At 60.7% G+C, this 16,721-nt stretch carries 17 protein-coding genes and 1 tRNA gene; 7 read left to right on the forward strand and 11 right to left on the reverse strand.

Annotated features, from left to right (window positions below; all coding sequences use genetic code 11):
• Positions 1–76: 76 nt before the first annotated feature.
• Positions 77–664, reverse strand: coding sequence for a DUF1134 domain-containing protein (locus tag PZN02_RS09235; protein ID WP_280661264.1), 588 nt, complete (start codon positions 662–664; stop codon positions 77–79).
• A gap of 355 nt (positions 665–1,019) precedes the next feature.
• Between PZN02_RS09235 and chpT the strand changes: the two genes are divergently transcribed.
• Together chpT and PZN02_RS09245 are read left to right on the forward strand one after the other, a co-directional pair.
• Entirely contained in the window at positions 1,020–1,664 is a 645-nt protein-coding gene (gene chpT, locus PZN02_RS09240; RefSeq protein WP_280661439.1) for a histidine phosphotransferase ChpT, read from the forward strand.
• A 358-nt stretch (positions 1,665–2,022) separates the two neighbouring features.
• Positions 2,023–2,385 carry a response regulator gene (locus PZN02_RS09245; RefSeq protein ID WP_153436523.1) on the forward strand — a complete coding sequence of 121 codons (363 nt, stop codon included), beginning with the start codon at positions 2,023–2,025 and terminating at the stop codon, positions 2,383–2,385.
• 395 nt (positions 2,386–2,780) lie between these two features.
• Here PZN02_RS09245 and ctrA read toward each other — a convergent pair whose 3' ends face one another.
• A complete protein-coding gene (gene ctrA, locus PZN02_RS09250; RefSeq protein WP_280661265.1) occupies positions 2,781–3,482 on the reverse strand; it encodes a response regulator transcription factor CtrA in 702 nt (233 codons plus the stop codon).
• A 443-nt stretch (positions 3,483–3,925) separates the two neighbouring features.
• Between ctrA and PZN02_RS09255 the strand changes: the two genes are divergently transcribed.
• The gene (locus PZN02_RS09255; protein WP_280661266.1) at positions 3,926–4,276 is read left to right on the forward strand and encodes a flagellar export protein FliJ; all 351 of its coding nucleotides are present in this window, start codon (positions 3,926–3,928) and stop codon (positions 4,274–4,276) included.
• A gap of 276 nt (positions 4,277–4,552) precedes the next feature.
• On the opposite strand, the gene PZN02_RS09260 is transcribed toward PZN02_RS09255, so the two are convergent.
• Both PZN02_RS09260 and sciP read right to left on the reverse strand, forming a co-directional pair.
• Positions 4,553–4,834 (reverse strand): GNAT family N-acetyltransferase, encoded by a 282-nt coding sequence (locus tag PZN02_RS09260; RefSeq protein WP_280661267.1) that lies wholly within the window; start codon positions 4,832–4,834, stop codon positions 4,553–4,555.
• 192 nt (positions 4,835–5,026) lie between these two features.
• Positions 5,027–5,302: a CtrA inhibitor SciP gene (sciP, locus tag PZN02_RS09265; RefSeq protein ID WP_003527546.1), complete on the reverse strand. Its 276-nt coding sequence runs from the start codon at positions 5,300–5,302 to the stop codon at positions 5,027–5,029.
• Positions 5,303–5,781: 479 nt separating this feature from the next.
• Here sciP and PZN02_RS09270 point away from each other — a divergent pair, with 479 nt between their 5' ends.
• The 4 genes from PZN02_RS09270 (at position 5,782) to PZN02_RS09285 (ending at position 9,193) form a co-directional block, all read left to right on the forward strand.
• A complete protein-coding gene (locus PZN02_RS09270; protein ID WP_280661268.1) occupies positions 5,782–6,528 on the forward strand; it encodes a helix-turn-helix transcriptional regulator in 747 nt (248 codons plus the stop codon).
• Positions 6,529–6,726: 198 nt separating this feature from the next.
• The gene (gene mnmA / locus PZN02_RS09275; RefSeq protein ID WP_280661269.1) at positions 6,727–7,923 is read left to right on the forward strand and encodes a tRNA 2-thiouridine(34) synthase MnmA; all 1,197 of its coding nucleotides are present in this window, start codon (positions 6,727–6,729) and stop codon (positions 7,921–7,923) included.
• 135 nt (positions 7,924–8,058) lie between these two features.
• Positions 8,059–8,135 (forward strand) — tRNA-Met (locus PZN02_RS09280).
• A 251-nt stretch (positions 8,136–8,386) separates the two neighbouring features.
• On the forward strand, positions 8,387–9,193 hold the full coding sequence (locus PZN02_RS09285; RefSeq protein WP_280661270.1) for a hypothetical protein: 807 nt from the start codon (positions 8,387–8,389) through the stop codon (positions 9,191–9,193).
• Between the two features lie 498 nt (positions 9,194–9,691).
• Here PZN02_RS09285 and PZN02_RS09290 read toward each other — a convergent pair whose 3' ends face one another.
• The 7 genes from PZN02_RS09290 to hutF form a co-directional block, all read right to left on the reverse strand.
• On the reverse strand, positions 9,692–9,997 hold the full coding sequence (locus PZN02_RS09290; protein WP_280661271.1) for a hypothetical protein: 306 nt from the start codon (positions 9,995–9,997) through the stop codon (positions 9,692–9,694).
• A gap of 364 nt (positions 9,998–10,361) precedes the next feature.
• Positions 10,362–10,946, reverse strand: a complete 585-nt coding sequence (locus tag PZN02_RS09295; RefSeq protein WP_280661272.1) for a HutD/Ves family protein — start codon at positions 10,944–10,946, stop codon at positions 10,362–10,364.
• On the reverse strand, positions 10,943–12,430 hold the full coding sequence (locus PZN02_RS09300; protein ID WP_280661440.1) for an HAL/PAL/TAL family ammonia-lyase: 1,488 nt from the start codon (positions 12,428–12,430) through the stop codon (positions 10,943–10,945). The genes PZN02_RS09295 and PZN02_RS09300 overlap by 4 nt, the downstream gene beginning before the upstream one ends.
• On the reverse strand, positions 12,423–13,250 hold the full coding sequence (locus tag PZN02_RS09305) for a quaternary amine ABC transporter ATP-binding protein (RefSeq protein WP_280661273.1): 828 nt from the start codon (positions 13,248–13,250) through the stop codon (positions 12,423–12,425). Before PZN02_RS09305 ends, PZN02_RS09300 begins: the two co-directional genes overlap by 8 nt.
• Positions 13,243–14,100 (reverse strand): ABC transporter permease, encoded by an 858-nt coding sequence (locus PZN02_RS09310; RefSeq protein ID WP_280661274.1) that lies wholly within the window; start codon positions 14,098–14,100, stop codon positions 13,243–13,245. Before PZN02_RS09310 ends, PZN02_RS09305 begins: the two co-directional genes overlap by 8 nt.
• A gap of 150 nt (positions 14,101–14,250) precedes the next feature.
• On the reverse strand, positions 14,251–15,285 hold the full coding sequence (locus tag PZN02_RS09315; protein ID WP_280661275.1) for an ABC transporter substrate-binding protein: 1,035 nt from the start codon (positions 15,283–15,285) through the stop codon (positions 14,251–14,253).
• A gap of 33 nt (positions 15,286–15,318) precedes the next feature.
• Positions 15,319–16,695: a formimidoylglutamate deiminase gene (hutF, locus tag PZN02_RS09320; RefSeq protein WP_280661276.1), complete on the reverse strand. Its 1,377-nt coding sequence runs from the start codon at positions 16,693–16,695 to the stop codon at positions 15,319–15,321.
• Between the last annotated feature and the right edge of the window lie 26 nt (positions 16,696–16,721).

Consider the following 16,721-nt stretch of genomic DNA (forward strand, 5'->3'; position numbering starts at 1 on the left):
TGAGACGGAGAGGTGAGGTTAGTTTCGCGAAGGCCCGGTCAGCGGTCCGCCGGAACAAGCAGCCGTTCGGAACGCCTCAGAAGGGGTTCCACGTCGGTTGCTGCGTCAGCTTGAGGTAGCCGACATTGAGGCCGAGCCTTGCGCCGATGCCGGTTCGGATCGGCACGACGACAACCTGGTCGTCCGTCAATACGGTCATGCCGATGCCGGCGACAACGTAAGCCGAGCCGGAGACGCCGCCGAAGCGCTTGTAGAGTGCCGGAACGCTGGGGAGATTGTAGACGAGCATCATGGCGCGGCTGCCCTGGCCGCCCCAATCGAGCCCGAGCGAGGGCCCCTGCCAGAAGACCGTGTGCTGTCCCACGTTCTTCGTATAGAGCTCGCCCTCGCCGTAGGTGAGGCCGGCGATGAAGGCGCCGGAGCCTTCCTGTCCGAGAATGTAGCCATTCGGCAGGCCGTAGCGCTCGAAGGCGCGCTCGACGACCTTGGCAAGTCCACCCGAGGTCTCCCCGAAGAAGCTGTGGCCGGCATCGACGATTTCCTGCATCGTGTACTGGCTGTTGTTCGGGGACTGGGCGTTGGCGGCAGATATGGTGCCGGCTATCAGCATCATCGTCAGGATAGCGCGGACAACCACTGTGGTTGCCTTCATGAACGGCTGCATCGTTTCCTCCGTCAGGCACGAAAAGTGACCTGCGCCGGCTGTCATGGCCGGTATTTGCATCGGTTGCGCGTCCGGCGCGGGTCTTGTCCATTTCCAGGGGCGGGCGCGGAAAAGCGTGAAAACTGGTTCCGGCCGCGCATCCTCCAGCGATTCCCGCTGAATTCGGGATGCACCAGCAATTTGAACCGATCATCTTAACAATCGGTTTACCAAATGTGATGTCATTATGGCCTATTGATAACCGGCCGCGCCCGCGCGATTCATGGCCCGTGCCATGGTCGTGCGGAAGCTTTGGTTGCGGGGCAAGAACGTGCGGCGGCGGCGCCGGCAGACGGATAGCGAACAAGGAAGAATGATGGCAAAGAATCCGAACCTGACACTGACGGGACCCGATCTGGCCGCACTGCTCTGCAGCCGGGTTTGCCACGACATCATCTCGCCAGTCGGCGCCATCAACAACGGCCTTGAGCTCCTAGACGAGGGGGGAGCAGATGCCGACGCGATGGATCTGATCCGCACCAGTGCCCTCAACGCCTCCGTCCGCCTGAAGTTCGCGCGCCTTGCTTTCGGTGCCTCCGGGTCGGTTGGCGCATCGATCGACACGGGCGAAGCCGAAAAGGCGGCGAAGGACTTCGCCGCTGCGGAAAAGAAGACCGAGATCAATTGGAGCGGCCCGCGCGCGATCATCGCCAAGAACCGCGTCAAGCTTCTCCTCAATCTCTTCCTGATCGCCTATGGCTCGATCCCGCGCGGCGGTTCGATCGATGTCACGCTCGAAAATCCTGAATTCGACGCGACCTTCACGCTCGTCGCCAAGGGGCGAATGATGCGGGTCAACCCGAAGCTGGTGGAATTGCTCTCAGGCACCCCGGAAGAGGCTGTCGACGCGCATTCGATCCAGCCCTACTACACCGTCCTTTTGGGCGAGGAGGCCGGAATGACGATCGATGTCGTTTCGACCGGCGAGGAGATCGTATTCACGGCGAAGTCCGAGGCCTAAAGCGCGTCGCGTTTAATCGGACGCGTGCGACGCGCTTTAGGTCATTGCTATTGTGCATGTCGTTGTCCCAAAACCGTTGCACACTTTTAGGCGACATGCATGAGGGGCATCCTCTCCGTCCCCTTCGCCGGGCGATATAATCGACACGTAACCGACCCTTCGGCGTCAGTCTGCCGGAGGGGGTCTTTCATATGCGGCCTTGGGTTGCGCTCGTCTCTCGAGCGATCGAGACGTGTTGAGCTTCGGCGTCCCCGCCAAAAGAAAATATTAAGTAATCGTCGTAACGGTTTCTTTGCCAAATCTGTATAGGATTTGTTTCATGGATGCGCGTGCGAGTAGAGCGTAAAGGAGTTTGGACATGCGGCGCTTGATGATTGCTGATGGCTCGGAAGCTGTCAGGAAAGTTGGAAAGCGCATCCTTTCGGGCATGGGATTTCTGGTGCTCGAGGCGCCGAGCAGCCTTGATGCGCTGGTGCGCTGCGAGGCCGAGCTGCCGAACATTCTGATCGTCGACGCGGCGCTGGATGGCGCCCTCGATCTGATTGCCAATATCCGGCACCTGCCGAACGGCACGTCGGTGCGCATCTACTATTGCGTTGTCGAGGCCGACCTGAAGAAGATGATGGCAGGTAAGCGCGCCGGTGCCGACGACTTCCTGCTGAAGCCCTTCGACCGCAAGATTCTGACGAGCGTCTTTGCCAGCCAGTCGATGGCCGCCTGACGGCCTTTACTGCGCCGCGCGTCTTTTGAGACGCGCAAAGGTCGCTGTAGCACTTTGAATCGCTGCATGATCTACACGGGCCGCGGCAATTCCGCGGCATTTTTGCGCCTGCGGCACGTCCAATTCGACTCGACACAGCGCCGCGCGTCTTTAATTGACGCGCAATGGACGCTGTGACTCTTTGATTTGCTACATGTTTCCTTAAATCGGATCCGATTTAAGGAAACATGTAGCAAGAGAAACTGCGGCGCCGTCGTTTTTCTTTGCCGATGCGAACGCGGCGAAGGCCGACCCCAAAAGAAAACCCGCCCGAGAGGCGGGCGGGTTCTTCGATTGTATGATAGCTGTTCGAGCGGACGAGGAAATGCGGGCTCTCGACCGCGATGCTACTGAAATCAGGCCGTTTCCAGGTAGTCGTTGCCTTCCGGCTCGCGTAGCACATAGCCGCGTCCCCAGACGGTCTCGATGTAGTTGGCGCCGCCGGCGGCGTTTGCGAGCTTCTTGCGCAGCTTGCAGATGAAGACGTCGATGATCTTCAGCTCGGGCTCGTCCATGCCGCCGTAAAGATGATTGAGGAACATTTCCTTGGTGAGCGTCGTGCCCTTGCGAAGCGAGAGGAGCTCCAGCATCTGATATTCCTTGCCGGTCAGATGCACGCGCTGGCCGCCGACTTCCACGGTCTTGGCGTCGAGATTGACAATCAGCTCGCCGGTCGAGATGACCGACTGGGCGTGGCCCTTGGAGCGACGGACGATCGCGTGGATGCGCGCGACCAGTTCGTCCTTGTGGAACGGCTTGGTCATGTAGTCGTCGGCGCCGAAGCCCAAGCCGCGCACCTTGTCTTCAATTCCCGCCATGCCCGACAGGATGAGGATCGGGGTTTTCACCTTCGACAAGCGCAGGGTCCTCAGGACCTCGTAACCGGACATGTCCGGAAGGTTCAGGTCGAGAAGAATGATATCGTAGTCATAAAGCTTGCCGAGATCGACGCCTTCTTCACCAAGATCGGTCGTATAAACGTTGAAACTCTCGGACTTAAGCATGAGCTCAATGCTTTGAGCTGTCGCGCTATCGTCTTCGATCAGTAGAACCCGCATTTTTTTCCCCTTTTCCGCCGCCCAAGGTCGTCCGTGGCCCCCTTACGCGATACGGATCCAGTCGTTGCCTGATTTGGAGGCTGCCACCAAATGGTTAACAAATTCTGATTCACTCTGGCAAGGTGTATCGAGATTGTTAAATATTTTTAGCAGTCTCCTGATTCAAAAGGTGAATCTCAAATGACATTTCTCATGTAGTACATGAGGAAACGCCGCTATCTGACTCTTCCGACTCGGTAATGGCGAAGTGCCACATTTCGTGCTTCAGCATTTACGGAGCCTTAAATCATCACACCTATGATTAACGATGCCCGTAAACGAAAGGTTACCAGCGGTAGGCCTTTGTTAAGCTCGCTTCGATTTTTTGTTTCCGGCCACCATGGGGCCGGCACGACGGGTCAGTATCAGTAACCGGGGTCTCGGTATCCACGGGAGTATTGCGTATGAAAGCACGTGAGAGCCTTGTCCGCCTGAAGGAGTTTCAGGTCCGGGAGAAGCAGCGTCAGTTGAACCAGCTTCAGATGATGATGGCTGAGTTCGAGCGAATGACCAAGGATCTGGAAAGTCAGATTATATTCGAAGAGAAGAAATCGGGAATCTCCGATCCCGCGCATTTTGCCTATCCCACCTTCGCCAAGGCCGCCCGCCAAAGAGCCGACAATCTCCAGGTATCGATTCGCGAGCTGAAGGCGCAGCAGGATGCGGCCGAACTTGCGCTGGAGGAGGTCCAGGCCGAATACGCGAAAGCGGCGGCGCTCGAAGAACGAGATACGGGTGCCCGCATGCGCGCCTGATGGGACGGCAGCGCTGCCGTCTCCGGCTTGATCGGCAGGCGGCTTGTTGCAGCCTGAAGGGAACCCGCCTCGCATGTCCAGATGCAAGGCGGGTTAAGCTGTTGACCGGACAAGCTGTTCGTTGAAATGGAAGCGAAGCATGGCAGCAGACCGCATTTCGCGCTCTTGCGATTCTTTGGCCGTGCGGAGCTACGCGTCTACAGAGCCCTTTGCGCGTCTTATAAGACGCGCTGCGCTGTAGCTTCAAAGAGTTAGCCGCTCGCGCAGCAGGCCTGTCTATGCCTGGATCACGTCCTGCCACTCCGCGTGCCGCATGGCTTGGGCGCGCATGAAGGGGCAGAGCGGGATGATCTTCCAGCCACCTTTTCGCGCTTCCTCGACTGCGTGCTTTGCGAGCGCTTGCCCGACACCCTTGCCGCGCAACTCATCCGGCACGAGCGTGTGATCGATGATGATCAAGGTCGGCGAGGACCGAGAATAGGTCATCTCGCCGGTGTGGCCCTCCACGACCGCCGAATAGCGGCCCTTCGCATTGATTTCCTCGTGGGCGATTTCCATCGATCTTCGCTCCGCATCTGTTGCTGCCGGCGGGGATGCTACAGCATATTGTCCGAGATCGGAATCGACGGGGAAAAATACAAAGAATGCTGCGAGGATGTGCGCAAGCAGCATCATGCGAACAAAACAACACCGGCGGTGCGGGCAGATCCCGGAACCGCCGGTGTCGAACTATGGACCTGTCGGGCGAAATCAGTGGCGATACTGCTGGATGCGCGTGGTCCGCAGCCCGGCGAGACCGTGGTCGTTGATGGAGGACTGCCAGGAAAGGAATTCCTCGACGGTTAGCGTGTACCGTTCACATGCCTCTTCAAGGCTCAAAAGGCCACCGCGCACGGCGGCGACGACTTCAGCCTTCCGGCGGATGACCCAGCGCCGGGTGTTCGCCGGCGGCAGATCCGCGATCGTCAGAGGGCTGCCATCGGGGCCGATGACATACTTTACGCGTGGTCGCATCATTTCGGTCATGGGACTCTCTACACAAACTCAAGACCATATGGTCGCGACCTTAGCCTGCCACATTTAACATTTGCCTAAGCCGCAGGTAACAATTTGCTCATAATTTGAGACACTTCGAAGCGGCTGGAGCGCTCCGGAGCGTTCAAAAGACCAGGGGCAGGGCGCGTTATCCTAATTGCTCCGCATTTGCTGTGCTTTGCATGGAAAACCCAAGTTTTGCGCGGTTTTCACATGGGAGCCATGCAATTACCACATTTCACTTCAACTAAAATTTTTGGTAACGAGGCGCCCATCAAAGAATGAGCGTTCGCGTGTACGCTCCCGGAATTATCTCCTGGGCACAGCATATTTTCTTGATCGGCCGCGTTGCTTGCGCGACCGGCGGAACGGGGCCGGTTGTATTTCAGCTGGCGTCGAAGACGATGCCCGGTTGTAAGGAAGCGTTCAATTTCGGCCAGGCGGACGCGCCGGCAACGTGGTGACAAGGTATGAAGGAATCGAGTGAACCGGCCTTGCGGCGCGAGGCTGACGCGGAGACGTTTTTCGAATTTGATCCGGCGTCGGTGCGCACCGAATACGAGCTTCTGCACCTGATGCGCAGATTGATCGCGCGCTACCGCTTTCAACGCTTCCTGATCGCGCGGTTGCCGCTCGCCGAACAGCAGCGGTTTTCCGAAAGCCTGGTGCTCAGCAATTGGCCGGCCGAGCTGGTTCGCCAGTACGATGCCTCCGGCGCCTTTCACGCGAGCGTCCTCGTCGAGCGCCTGCGCCAGACGAAGCTGCCGATAGCGGGCGGCGCGGAGCTCCTGGACGCAGCAAGCAAGGATGGAGGGGAAGTGTCCGTTCGCCACTTGCAGGTCGATCCCGACATGGCGCGTCATTTTGCCTTGCTCTTGCATACGACCTATGGGGAGCCGTTCATCGTCATGCTTTCGGGCGCTCGAGAGGAGCCGGTCGGTGCCGAATGCGCGATGCTCTATCTGACGCTCGTGCAGCTTTTCGAGTGCCTCGAGCGCACCTTTGATGCGGGCAGCACGGTGCGTGAAAAGTTGTCCGGCCGCGAGATCGAGTGCCTGCGCTGGGCGGCGGCCGGCAAGAGCAGCGACGAGATCGCCATCATTCTCGGCATTTCCGCCTATACGGTCAGCAGCTATTTCAAGAGCGCGACCCGCAAGCTCGATGCCGTCAACCGAATGCAGGCGATCGCCCGGGCGATGCGGATGAAGCTGATCTGACAGCGTCGTTCAGCCGCCAAGACCTCCGCCCCAAAACCTCCGCTCTTGCCGCAAGGCGGACAAGTTTCTATATGTCGCGGCACAGAAAACTTTGAAAATGCCGCCCGGCGCCGCGTTTTGCGGAAGGCCCACGGCAAGAGCATGAAACAGGGCGGCACAAGCGATCGGCGCGTGCGCCGCAATGCCGGATTGGATCCCGTGAACAGTCTCGATTTTGACCGCAAGCCCGAAGATACGCGCGTCGTCGTCGCCATGTCCGGCGGCGTCGATTCCTCCGTCGTGGCGGGGCTGCTCAAACGCGAGGGCTATGACGTACTCGGCATCACGCTGCAGCTCTATGATCACGGTGCGGCGGTGCATCGCGCCGGTTCCTGCTGCGCCGGCCAGGACATCGATGACGCGCGGCGCGTCTGCGAGACGCTTGGCATTCCGCATTATGTGCTGGATTATGAAGCGCGCTTCCGCGAAACGGTGATCAATCCCTTCGCCGAAAGCTATATCGCCGGCGAGACGCCGATCCCCTGCGTTGCCTGCAACCAGACGGTCAAGTTCGCCGATCTGCTGGCGACCGCCAAGGAACTCGGTGCCGATGCGCTCGCCACCGGCCACTACATTCGTTCGCGGCCGAGCCCGAACCCGCGTTACTTGGGGCAGCGCGCGCTCTACCGGCCGACGGATGCCGAGCGGGACCAGAGCTATTTCCTGTTTGCGACCACGCAAGAACAGATCGACTACCTGCGCTTCCCCCTGGGCGGCCTTTCCAAGGCCGAGACGCGGGCGCTGGCCGAAGACATGGGCCTGATCGTCGCCAAGAAGGCCGACAGCCAGGACATCTGCTTCGTGCCGCAGGGCAAATACAGCGACATCGTCTCGAAGCTGAAGCCGAATGCGGCGCTTGCCGGCGAGATCGTCCACCTCGACGGCCGCGTGCTCGGCAGCCACGATGGCATTCTGCACTACACGATCGGCCAGCGGCGCGGCATCGGGGTCGCCACCGGCGAACCGCTTTACGTCGTTTATCTCGACGCCCGCTCGCGCCGCGTCATCGTCGGCCCGAAGGAGGCGCTGGAGACGCGCCGCGTCTATCTGCGCGACGTCAACTGGCTGGGTGACGAGGAGCTTGAGCAGGCAGCCGTCCGCGGCTTCGACTGCTTCGCCAAGGTGCGCTCCACCCGACAGCCGATGGCAGCAGTCCTGAAAAGCGATGCCGACGGCCTTCATGTCGAGCTTGCCGAAGGGGAGGCGGGCGTCGCGCCCGGCCAGGCCTGCGCCCTCTATTCCGGCACCGGCGAAGACGCGCGCGTCTATGGCGGCGGCTTCATTCGCAAATCCGAGCGCGAGCCCGGCGCGGAAGCGGCACTCAAGGCGCTTTTGCAGGCGCCGGCGGCGGCTTGAGACGGCGTGACCAGCAACGTCAGGAAAAGTTCACATTTTCCAGCAGACTTTGCTTGACACTAGCCGGAACAGCACCTTATAAGCCGCCCGTCCAGCCGAGACGGGCTTCCCAGAGGAGGCTTCCACGGCACCGGCGGCGGAGTAGCTCAGTAGGTTAGAGCAGAGGAATCATAATCCTTGTGTCGGGGGTTCGAATCCCTCCTCCGCTACCAACAGAACAGTCCATACCGCAGACATAGGTAACAGTTTGTCCCTAAGACATGGGTGACAACCTCGTTATAGCCCGCCACACTTTTTCGGATTTTGACAGTGAAATCCGGAGAAATAAAACTTCCGCGCCCTCGTCAAAAAAACCACTTTGATGCGCTTAAAGGGCCTTCAAAGCAGCCTTATGGGCTAGCCACCTTCTCCGACTAAGATCGACTCGCGTAAGACTCCCGATCGAACAACTCGGGATGACGCGATGAGCAAGAATCGAATTCCAGAGAACCTGATCTCACTCCACGCCGGCGAAGAGGCGGTGAGCCGCAGCTCCCTTGAGCTTATTTCAGGGGATGAAGACTTGCTGCTGCACGTCCTAATGATTGAGCGAGTAATGGACACACTCCAGTTCTACCGCGTCAGCTACGATGAGGAGACTGAGGAACAGCTCATCGTCAAACTGCTGGGTGCCCGTCTCTTCAACGCCCTGGGGTCAGCCATGAAGCTCTTATTGAGCGGCTACTATCAGGCGGCCGCCATGCACATTCGCGATATTCTCGAGACGTCTTTCCTGTTGGACTACTTCTCCACCGACAGGCAACTGATTGAGCGGTGGAAAGCCGTTCCAGAAGACCAGCGAAATAAAGAGTTCGGCCCTGTGGTCGTCCGAAAAGCCCTGGATCAGCGGGATGGTTTCAAAGAAATGAAGCGCGCCGAGCACTACAAGCTCTTGTGTAAGCTAGCGGGGCATCCAACTTTTGAAGGCCTCGGGATGCTGCGCCCGGCGCCGGGAGAGGATGCCCATATGGGGCCTTTCTTTGTCCCGGCGCTCCTGGTTGCGACGATCCAAGAGCTGGTCAAAGTCGGCGTCCTTGCATCTGGCACCTTCACCCACTTCTTCCGCCCAACGACAGGCGAGCAATTTCGAGCGTCCATTCACCGCCTCGAATTTACGTCGGTCTGGTTCAAGAAGGTATTTGGCCGCGAACATGACGCCGCGGGTTATGAAAGCCTGAAGGAGATGCTTCGGGAGATGGAAGCAGAAGAGCAAGGCGGACCAGGGATCTAGTGGTCTATGGACGTTTCGAGCATCGGCGCAGCGCGTCAGGTTGAAGTGTGCCGATCGGTCACAGTGTGCGAGCTTCATACGAGGCCACCGGCTGCCCCCCAAGAAAAAGCCCCGCGCGATGGCGGGGCAAGTTTCGCATCCCGTTGCCTTCATGGGATGCGGGGGAAAGATGTAGCTCCAGCGGAAACTACGGTGCGACGCTATCCATGGAGTGGTTGGAGAGGAAGGTCGGATTCTTCGATTCCGGTACGCTTCTGCAAATAAAGGCCCGCATGCCGATCTGCTGCATTTGTGCGATAAAATTTAGGATTTACTAAATCATTTATCGCTAAGATTCCTGAATGCGCGGCTTGCTACTCCTCATTGTTGGACTGTGTGGCCTCTTGGCGATCGATCAGATCGCAACCGAAGGCCGGTATCGCCGCGCGGCCTGGAGCGAGGCAAAAGCGCAAGGCAACTCGCTCCAGGATCGGGTGGAATATTGGGTTAATGGCATCATCAGGCTTTGACGCGGGCTCGCCGCGCGGCTCTGCGTTCCGCCATTTTTGCCTGGAGTTTTTCGCTGAACCGCGGCGAGCTCGCTAGTGCCATATTCATGGCCTTGTCCAGATCTTCCCGGTACCAGAATTTGCGCCTGGGGCCTTCAACGAGGCGTGGCTGCGGGTAAATTGTCCCGATTCGCTCGAGGAAGTCCTCGACGTGCTTTTCGCCAACGTAACCGGCCGCCATCTCAGCCATCATGCGTGGCGGCCAGCTACCGGAGGGAATCTGGGCGGCACGACGTTTTCTGTCTTTTTCGAGCATCGCGGCACCGTTTCCTCGACCACAACCGAAACCTCCTACAGCGCTGCGCGTGCTTGAGACGCGCAAAGATCGCTGCAGCACTTTGAATCGCTGCAAGATCCCTCAGAACGATTTCGATTTGAGGATCTTACAGTAGGCTCTCACAGCCCGGGTTGCAGTCAAGAATTAGGGCGCCCGCCAAAGGGAGTAGGGGCGGTCAATATGCCGGCTACGGTCATGTGGCCACACCTGTCGCGGATTGGATCGCCGCCGAAATTGCCGCGCAAGGGCGCCTCCGGCTGATCGCTTCCGAAATCGACGCGGTCCGTCGGGCGACGAGCTCGCTGCGAGCGAACATCATCGTCGGCGAGACGGCCTGCCCCGCTCAGGCCGCGCCGCCTGGCACGATCTCGACAAGGAAGAGCCCGGACGCGATGTCCGCCGTCAGCGTGAGGGGAAGTGGCTGGACGAGGATCGCCGCGTCCAGCGCATGAAGCGTTGCGTTCACGCCTTCCGTCGCCAGCGTGACGCTTCCGCGGTGACAGAAGACGATGAGCTCCCGGGCGTGGGATTCGAGCGACTGCGAGCCCTCGACGTGAAGCCGCCGCACGCGGTGCTTCAGCACGCCGCGTCGCGTCATGACGTTAAGATCGATCACCGGGCCGTCCCGAAGCGTTGCCGATGTCGACGCCTCGGCGGGGAAGGAGAGGGGCGCATCCGCGACCGTCAGCAGCTTCGGCTGCCGGCCTTCGATTGCCAGCGTCATGCCGGCGCCTTCGAGGATCGAGAGCGTGCGGTCGATGCCGGGGAAGCTGGAGAAAGAGCCATCGCTCGCGACGGTCGCCATGCTGATGCGCCAATCGAAATCGGAAAGCGACGCGCGCTCCGGAGAGACGGCGATTTCCACGGTTTCACCGCCGCCGTTCTTCCACGGCATGTGCCTGTATTCGTTCGAGCGCAGGATCTTCATAGCGTAGCTCCTTGCATCAGATTGCGAATTCGGTCGAAATCCTCGTTCATAGGCCGGTCGTCGGCATAGGTCGAGATCGTTTCGCGAATGCGGCCATAGAGGGAGGCCGTCCGCTTCGCCTTGGTTCCGGATCGTGGTTGCAGATCATAGGCCTGAGCGGCCGCGAGCAGCTCGATCGCCAGGATTCGCTCGAGATTGTCGAGGATCGAGAGCGTCTTCAAGGCAGCGGGTGTCGCGTGAGTGAGAATGTCCTCCTGAAGCGCAGAAGTGATGCCGCCGTCGAGGCTTGCCGGTGCCGCCAGCCTACGGTTCTCCGCCACAAGCGCCGCTGCCGTGTATTGCGCGATCATGTAGCCCGACGCAACGCCGCTGTCGCCGGCGAGAAAGGCGGGAAGGCCGCTGACGAGCGGGTTCACCAACCGATCGATGCGACGCTCGGAGATGGCTGCGATCTCAGCCGCGGCGATCGCGAGACCGTCCATGGCGAGGCCGAGGGCGGCACCGACCGCGTGTGCCTGGGAATGTACCTCCGGTTCTTCCGGCGTGCCGGAGACCGCCGGATTATCCGTGACGCTCGAAAGCTCGCGGTTCACAACCTCGGCCACATGGTCGAAGGTGTCGCGAGCGGCGCCGTGCACGTGTGGCACAGCACGCAGGCTCAATGGGTCCTGTGTGCGGGTCCCGGCCGTTTCGGCAAGCATGGGGCTTTGCGCCAGCCAGTCACGCAATCTCTTGCCGACGGTCTGAAGGCCGCGTGATCGCCGCAGCGCCAACGGTCCCTCGGCGAAGGCATTTGCCTGACTGCCGAGATTTTCGTAGGTCATCGCAGCGGCCGCGTCCGCCCAGTCGAGAAGCCGCTCCATACGGGCAAGGGCCAGTGCGGCCTGGCCTGTGGCGCAGGGCGTGCCGTTCACGAGGCTGAGGCCTTCCTTCGCCTCGAGTCGCAAGGGTTCGAGACCGATGCGATCAAGGGCTTCGGCACCGCTCAATCGTTCGGTTCCGTGCATCGCTGATCCATGCCCGATCAGCACCAGGCCAATTGCCGCCGCATGGGTGAGATAGCCGACCGAGCCGCGCGACGGGATCAGTGGAATGATGTTGGCGTTGAGAAGCGCAAGCAGGGCCTCGACGATTTCGATTCGAACACCTGAGTAGCCATGGGCAAAGTTGGCGATCTGCGCCGCCATCACCGCGCGCGCCTCCACGTTTGCGAGCGGCTCACCCACGCCGCAGGCATGACTGAGGACTATGTTGCGCGAAAGAGCCTGCTGATTCTCGCGGCTGATGACCACGTCGCAAAGGGCGCCAACGCCGGTATTAATTCCGTAACCGCGGATACCACGCTCGACCAGCGCATCGACGATCCGTCGCGCATCGACGACCCGCTTGCGGGCGGCATCCGACATGGCGAGGCGGGCTCCCCCAGCGACAGTGGCAATCTCTCGCCAGGTGAGCGGTCCATCTATGGTGATCGTCTCAGGCATGGGCTTCGGGTCTTCCTTGCCGACGCTGAACAAAGCGCGCGACATAGTCGTTTGCCGGATTGCCCAGAATATCATCTGGCGTCCCGACCTGCACGACCTGGCCGTCCTTTAGGATCGCGATTTCCGAGCCGATGCGCAGCGCTTCATCAAGATCGTGGGTGATGAAGACGATGGTTTTCGAGAGATTCTGCTGCAATTGCAGAAGCTGGTCCTGCATGTCGGCGCGGATCAACGGATCGAGGGCGCTGAAAGCCTCGTCCATTAGGATCACGTCGGTGTCGGCGGCAAGCGCCCGGGCAAGGCCAACGCGCTGCTTCATGCCGCCGGAAAGCTGATGTGGGAATTTCGCGTCGTAGCCCGCTAGTCCGACCGTCTCGATCCATTTCATGCCGATGCCGCGCGCATCGGCTTTCGATACGCCACGCACGCGCTGGCCGTAGACGACGTTCTGCAGCACGGTCCGATGCGGCATCAGGGCGAAACTCTGAAAGACCATGCTGACGCGGCGCATGCGAAATGCACGCAGCGCCTTGGCGTGCAGATCGAGAATGTTGCTGCCATCGAAGACAACCTCGCCGCTCGTTGGCTCGATCAACCGGTTGATATGGCGTACCAGCGTCGACTTGCCGGAGCCGGAAAGCCCCATGATGACGAAGATCTTGCCGGCGCCGATCTTGAGGCTGACGTTGTTAAGGCCAACGCTGCAGCCGGAGCGGGCGAGGATGGCGGCCTTGTCCAGGCCGTCTTTGGCCATGGCGAGCGCCGTCTTCGAGTCGTGCCCGAAAATCTTGTAGACGTTGCGGATTTCGATGTCAGCCATTGCGGGCGTCCTCCGTCCGGGTCTTGCCGAAGCCCTGGGTAATGCGGTCGAGCACGATCGCGAGAATGACGATGCCGATGCCAGCCTCGAGGCCCTTGCCGACGTCGAGCGTCTGGATGCCGTTCAGCACCTGTTCGCCAAGACCGCGCGCACCGATCATCGAAGCGACCACCACCATCGAAAGCGCCATCATGATCGTCTGGTTGAGACCCGCCATGATCGTTGGCGTCGCGAGCGGCAATTCGACGCCGAAAAGAATCTGTGCCGGGCTGCCACCGAAGGCGGTCGCTGCCTCGACAACCTCGCTGTCGACCTGGCGGATGCCGAGATCGGTGAGACGGATCAGCGGCGGGACCGCATAGATGATGGTGGCGAGGATCGCCGGCACCTTGCCGAGGCCGAAAAGCATCAACGCGGGGATGAGATAAACGAAGCTCGGCATCGTCTGCATGACGTCGAGCACGGGCAGGGTGATATTGCGGACGACCCGACTCTTGGCGACGAGAATGCCCATCGGCACGCCGATCACCACCGAGACGATCGTTGCCATCAGCATCAGCGCCAGGGTCTGCATGGTCAGGTCCCAGAGGCCGAGCACGCCAACGGCAAGCAGCAGGGCGCCAACGGCGACGGTCAGCGACCAGCGACGCGAGCTCTGCCAGGCGAGCGCCATGAAGGCGAGGATGACGAGCCACCAGGGCAGGCCGCGCAGGATCCATTCGATGAACAGCACGGCTTTCAGGATGACGCCGCTGATCGCTTTGAAGACCCAGCCATAGTTGGTGACGAGCGCTTGGATGAAGTCATTCACAGGCGCCCGGATGGAAAGATTGAGAGAGTCCGGAAACATCGGATGTCGTTCCTTGTTCAGGCGCCTTGGCGGTCTTCACCGCAAGCGTGCCTGCTCTGCGGAAACAGCTTTTTAAGCCATGGCCGCCACGCCCCTGTCCCATGCTGAAGGCGGAAGAGGCGTGGCGGGCACGGTTCGGCAAAACTGTCGTTACTTCAGGCTTGCTTCGATCTTGCCGCGCGCGTCGTCGGAGACCCACTTGCCCCAGACGTCGGCCTTGGTTTTCAGGAACTCGGCAGCGGCGGCCGTGGCGTCGACCTTGTTGTCGGCCATGTAGGCGAGACTACCGTTGACGTCCTCAAGCGGGAAGGTTGCCTTTTCGAGGACAGCGACGATCTCCGGCGCCTCCGCAGCGAAGGTGCTGTTCACGCCGTAGGCAACGTCGACCGAGGGAAAGGCGCAACCTTCGTCACGCTTGCCGTTGGCGCTGCTCAGTTCCTTCCAGCAGGCCTCGTTGTATGCCGGCTCTTCAAGCTGGACGAGCTTGAACTTGCCCATGATCGCGGTCGGCGACCAATAGTAGAAGAGAATCGGCTCGCCCTGCAGATAGGCCGAGGTGATCGCCGAATCGAGCGCCGTACCGGTGCCGGGGCGGAAGTTCACATAGGTTTCGCCGAGTTTGTAAGCTTCGAGCTTGGCGGAGCTTACGCCTTCGCAGGTCCAGCCGGACGGGCAATTCAGGAAGCGGCCCTTGGACGGCTCTTCCGGATCCGCGAAGATCTCCACGATCTTCGGGTCGGAAAGCTGCGACACGCTCTTCAGGTCCGGCGCCTTCGCCTCGATGTTGCGCGAGGGATCACCGTGAACGATGTAGTCCGGCACGAACCAGCCTTCGCTGGCGCCGACGAAAGTCTTGCCGACGGCGACGACCTTCTTTTCCTCGACGGCCTTGTTCCAGACATCGGAGCGGCCAAGCCATTCTTCGGCGAAGATCTGGACATCGTTGTTGGCTGTCGCCTGTTCGAGCGTCACCGAATTGCCCGGAATGGAATCCACCTGGCAATCATAACCCTTGGCAAGGATCGCCTTCATGACTTCGGTGATGAAGGCACCGCTTTCCCAGTCGATGCCGGCAAAAGTCACGGTCTTGCCGTCGCCGCAATAGGAGGCGCTGGCGCTGCCGGTGGAGGCCGCAACCATCAGGCCGGCGGCGGCGAGGGTGAGTTTCAGTGTGCTGATCGACATGCGCATTCCCCTTTTTTGATCGTCGCTTCGATACTATTTCAGTTTCGTCAGAACCCGCCCGAAGGCGCGGTCTATGTCTTCCTCCCGATCATGGCGTCCGTTGCGGATCTTCCATTGGCCGGCGACCATGACGTCGCGGACCGTTTCGCCGCCAAGTGCAAAGAGCCAGCGGTCGAGAAGCTGGTTGCCGCTTGCCGCGGCGATATAGGGATTGGCCCCGTCGAGGACGACGAGATCGGCGTGTGCGCCGGCTTTGATGCCGGGTGCGTCGAGACCGGCGGCTTGCGCCCCGCCGGCAAGGGCGGCCTCGAAGATCGATCGCCCGACGGACGCGCCGGGACCGGCGGCGAGCCGGTTGCGCCGGCGATCGCGCAGCCGCTGGCCGTATTCGAGAAGGCGCAGTTCTTCCGCGATGCTGGTTGCGACATGGCTATCGGTGCCGATGCCGACGCGGCCGCCCTCGGCGATGAACTCGACTGCGGGAAAGATGCCGTCGCCGAGATTGGCCTCGGTTGCGGGGCAAAGGCCGGCGACCGCCCCCGAAGCAGCCAGCCGCTTCGTTTCCTCAGCCGTCATGTGGGTCGCGTGGATGGCGCACCAGCGTGCGTCGACGGGCATCTCGTCAAGCAGCCATTCGACCGGCCGCCGGCCGCTCCATGCCAGGCAGTCGTCGACTTCGCGCGTCTGCTCGGCCACATGAATGTGAATGGGGCCGGAGGCCGGAGCCGCATCGAGAATTGTCCGCATCTCGTCCGGCGTCGCGGCGCGCAAGGAATGAATGGCATAGCCGAGTTTTGCGCCAGCCTTCGAACAGGCGGGGCCGAGGCGATCGAGAAGAGCGAGAAAGCGATCCGGATCATGCAGGAACGGACGCTGGCCGGGATTAGGCGCCGCACCGCCGAAATTGGTATGGGCATAAAAGACGGGCAGATGGGTCAGACCGATGCCCGTCGCCTTGGCCGCGCTCAATATCCGGAGCGACATTTCGGCCGGATCGGCATAAGGGGTGCCGTCTGCCTGGTGATGAAGATAATGGAACTCGACCACGCGGCCGAAGCCGCCCTTCAGCATCTCCATGTAAAGCTTGGCGGCGATGGCCTCGACGTCATCAGGGTCGACGAGGCCGACAGTGCGGTACATTTCCTCGCGCCAGGTCCAGAAACTGTCGTCTCCCGTGCCCGCCACTTCCGCGAGGCCGGCCATGGCGCGTTGAAACGCATGGGAGTGAAGGTTGGCAATCGCCGGAACCACCGGTCCCGAAAGTCGCTCATCGCCTTCCGCGATGGATTGGCCTGATGTGACCGATGTGATGGCGCCTCTACCGTCAAGGGTAATGGCCACGTTTTCGGCCCAGCCGCTTGGAAGGAGAGCACGTTCCGCGAAGAGCCGTTGGACGGGAAAAGTTGCCATGTCGCGATTTTCCTGTACGTGGTTGT

It is taken from the genome of Sinorhizobium garamanticum, assembly GCF_029892065.1.
GTDB classification, from domain to species: Bacteria; Pseudomonadota; Alphaproteobacteria; order Rhizobiales; family Rhizobiaceae; genus Sinorhizobium; species Sinorhizobium garamanticum.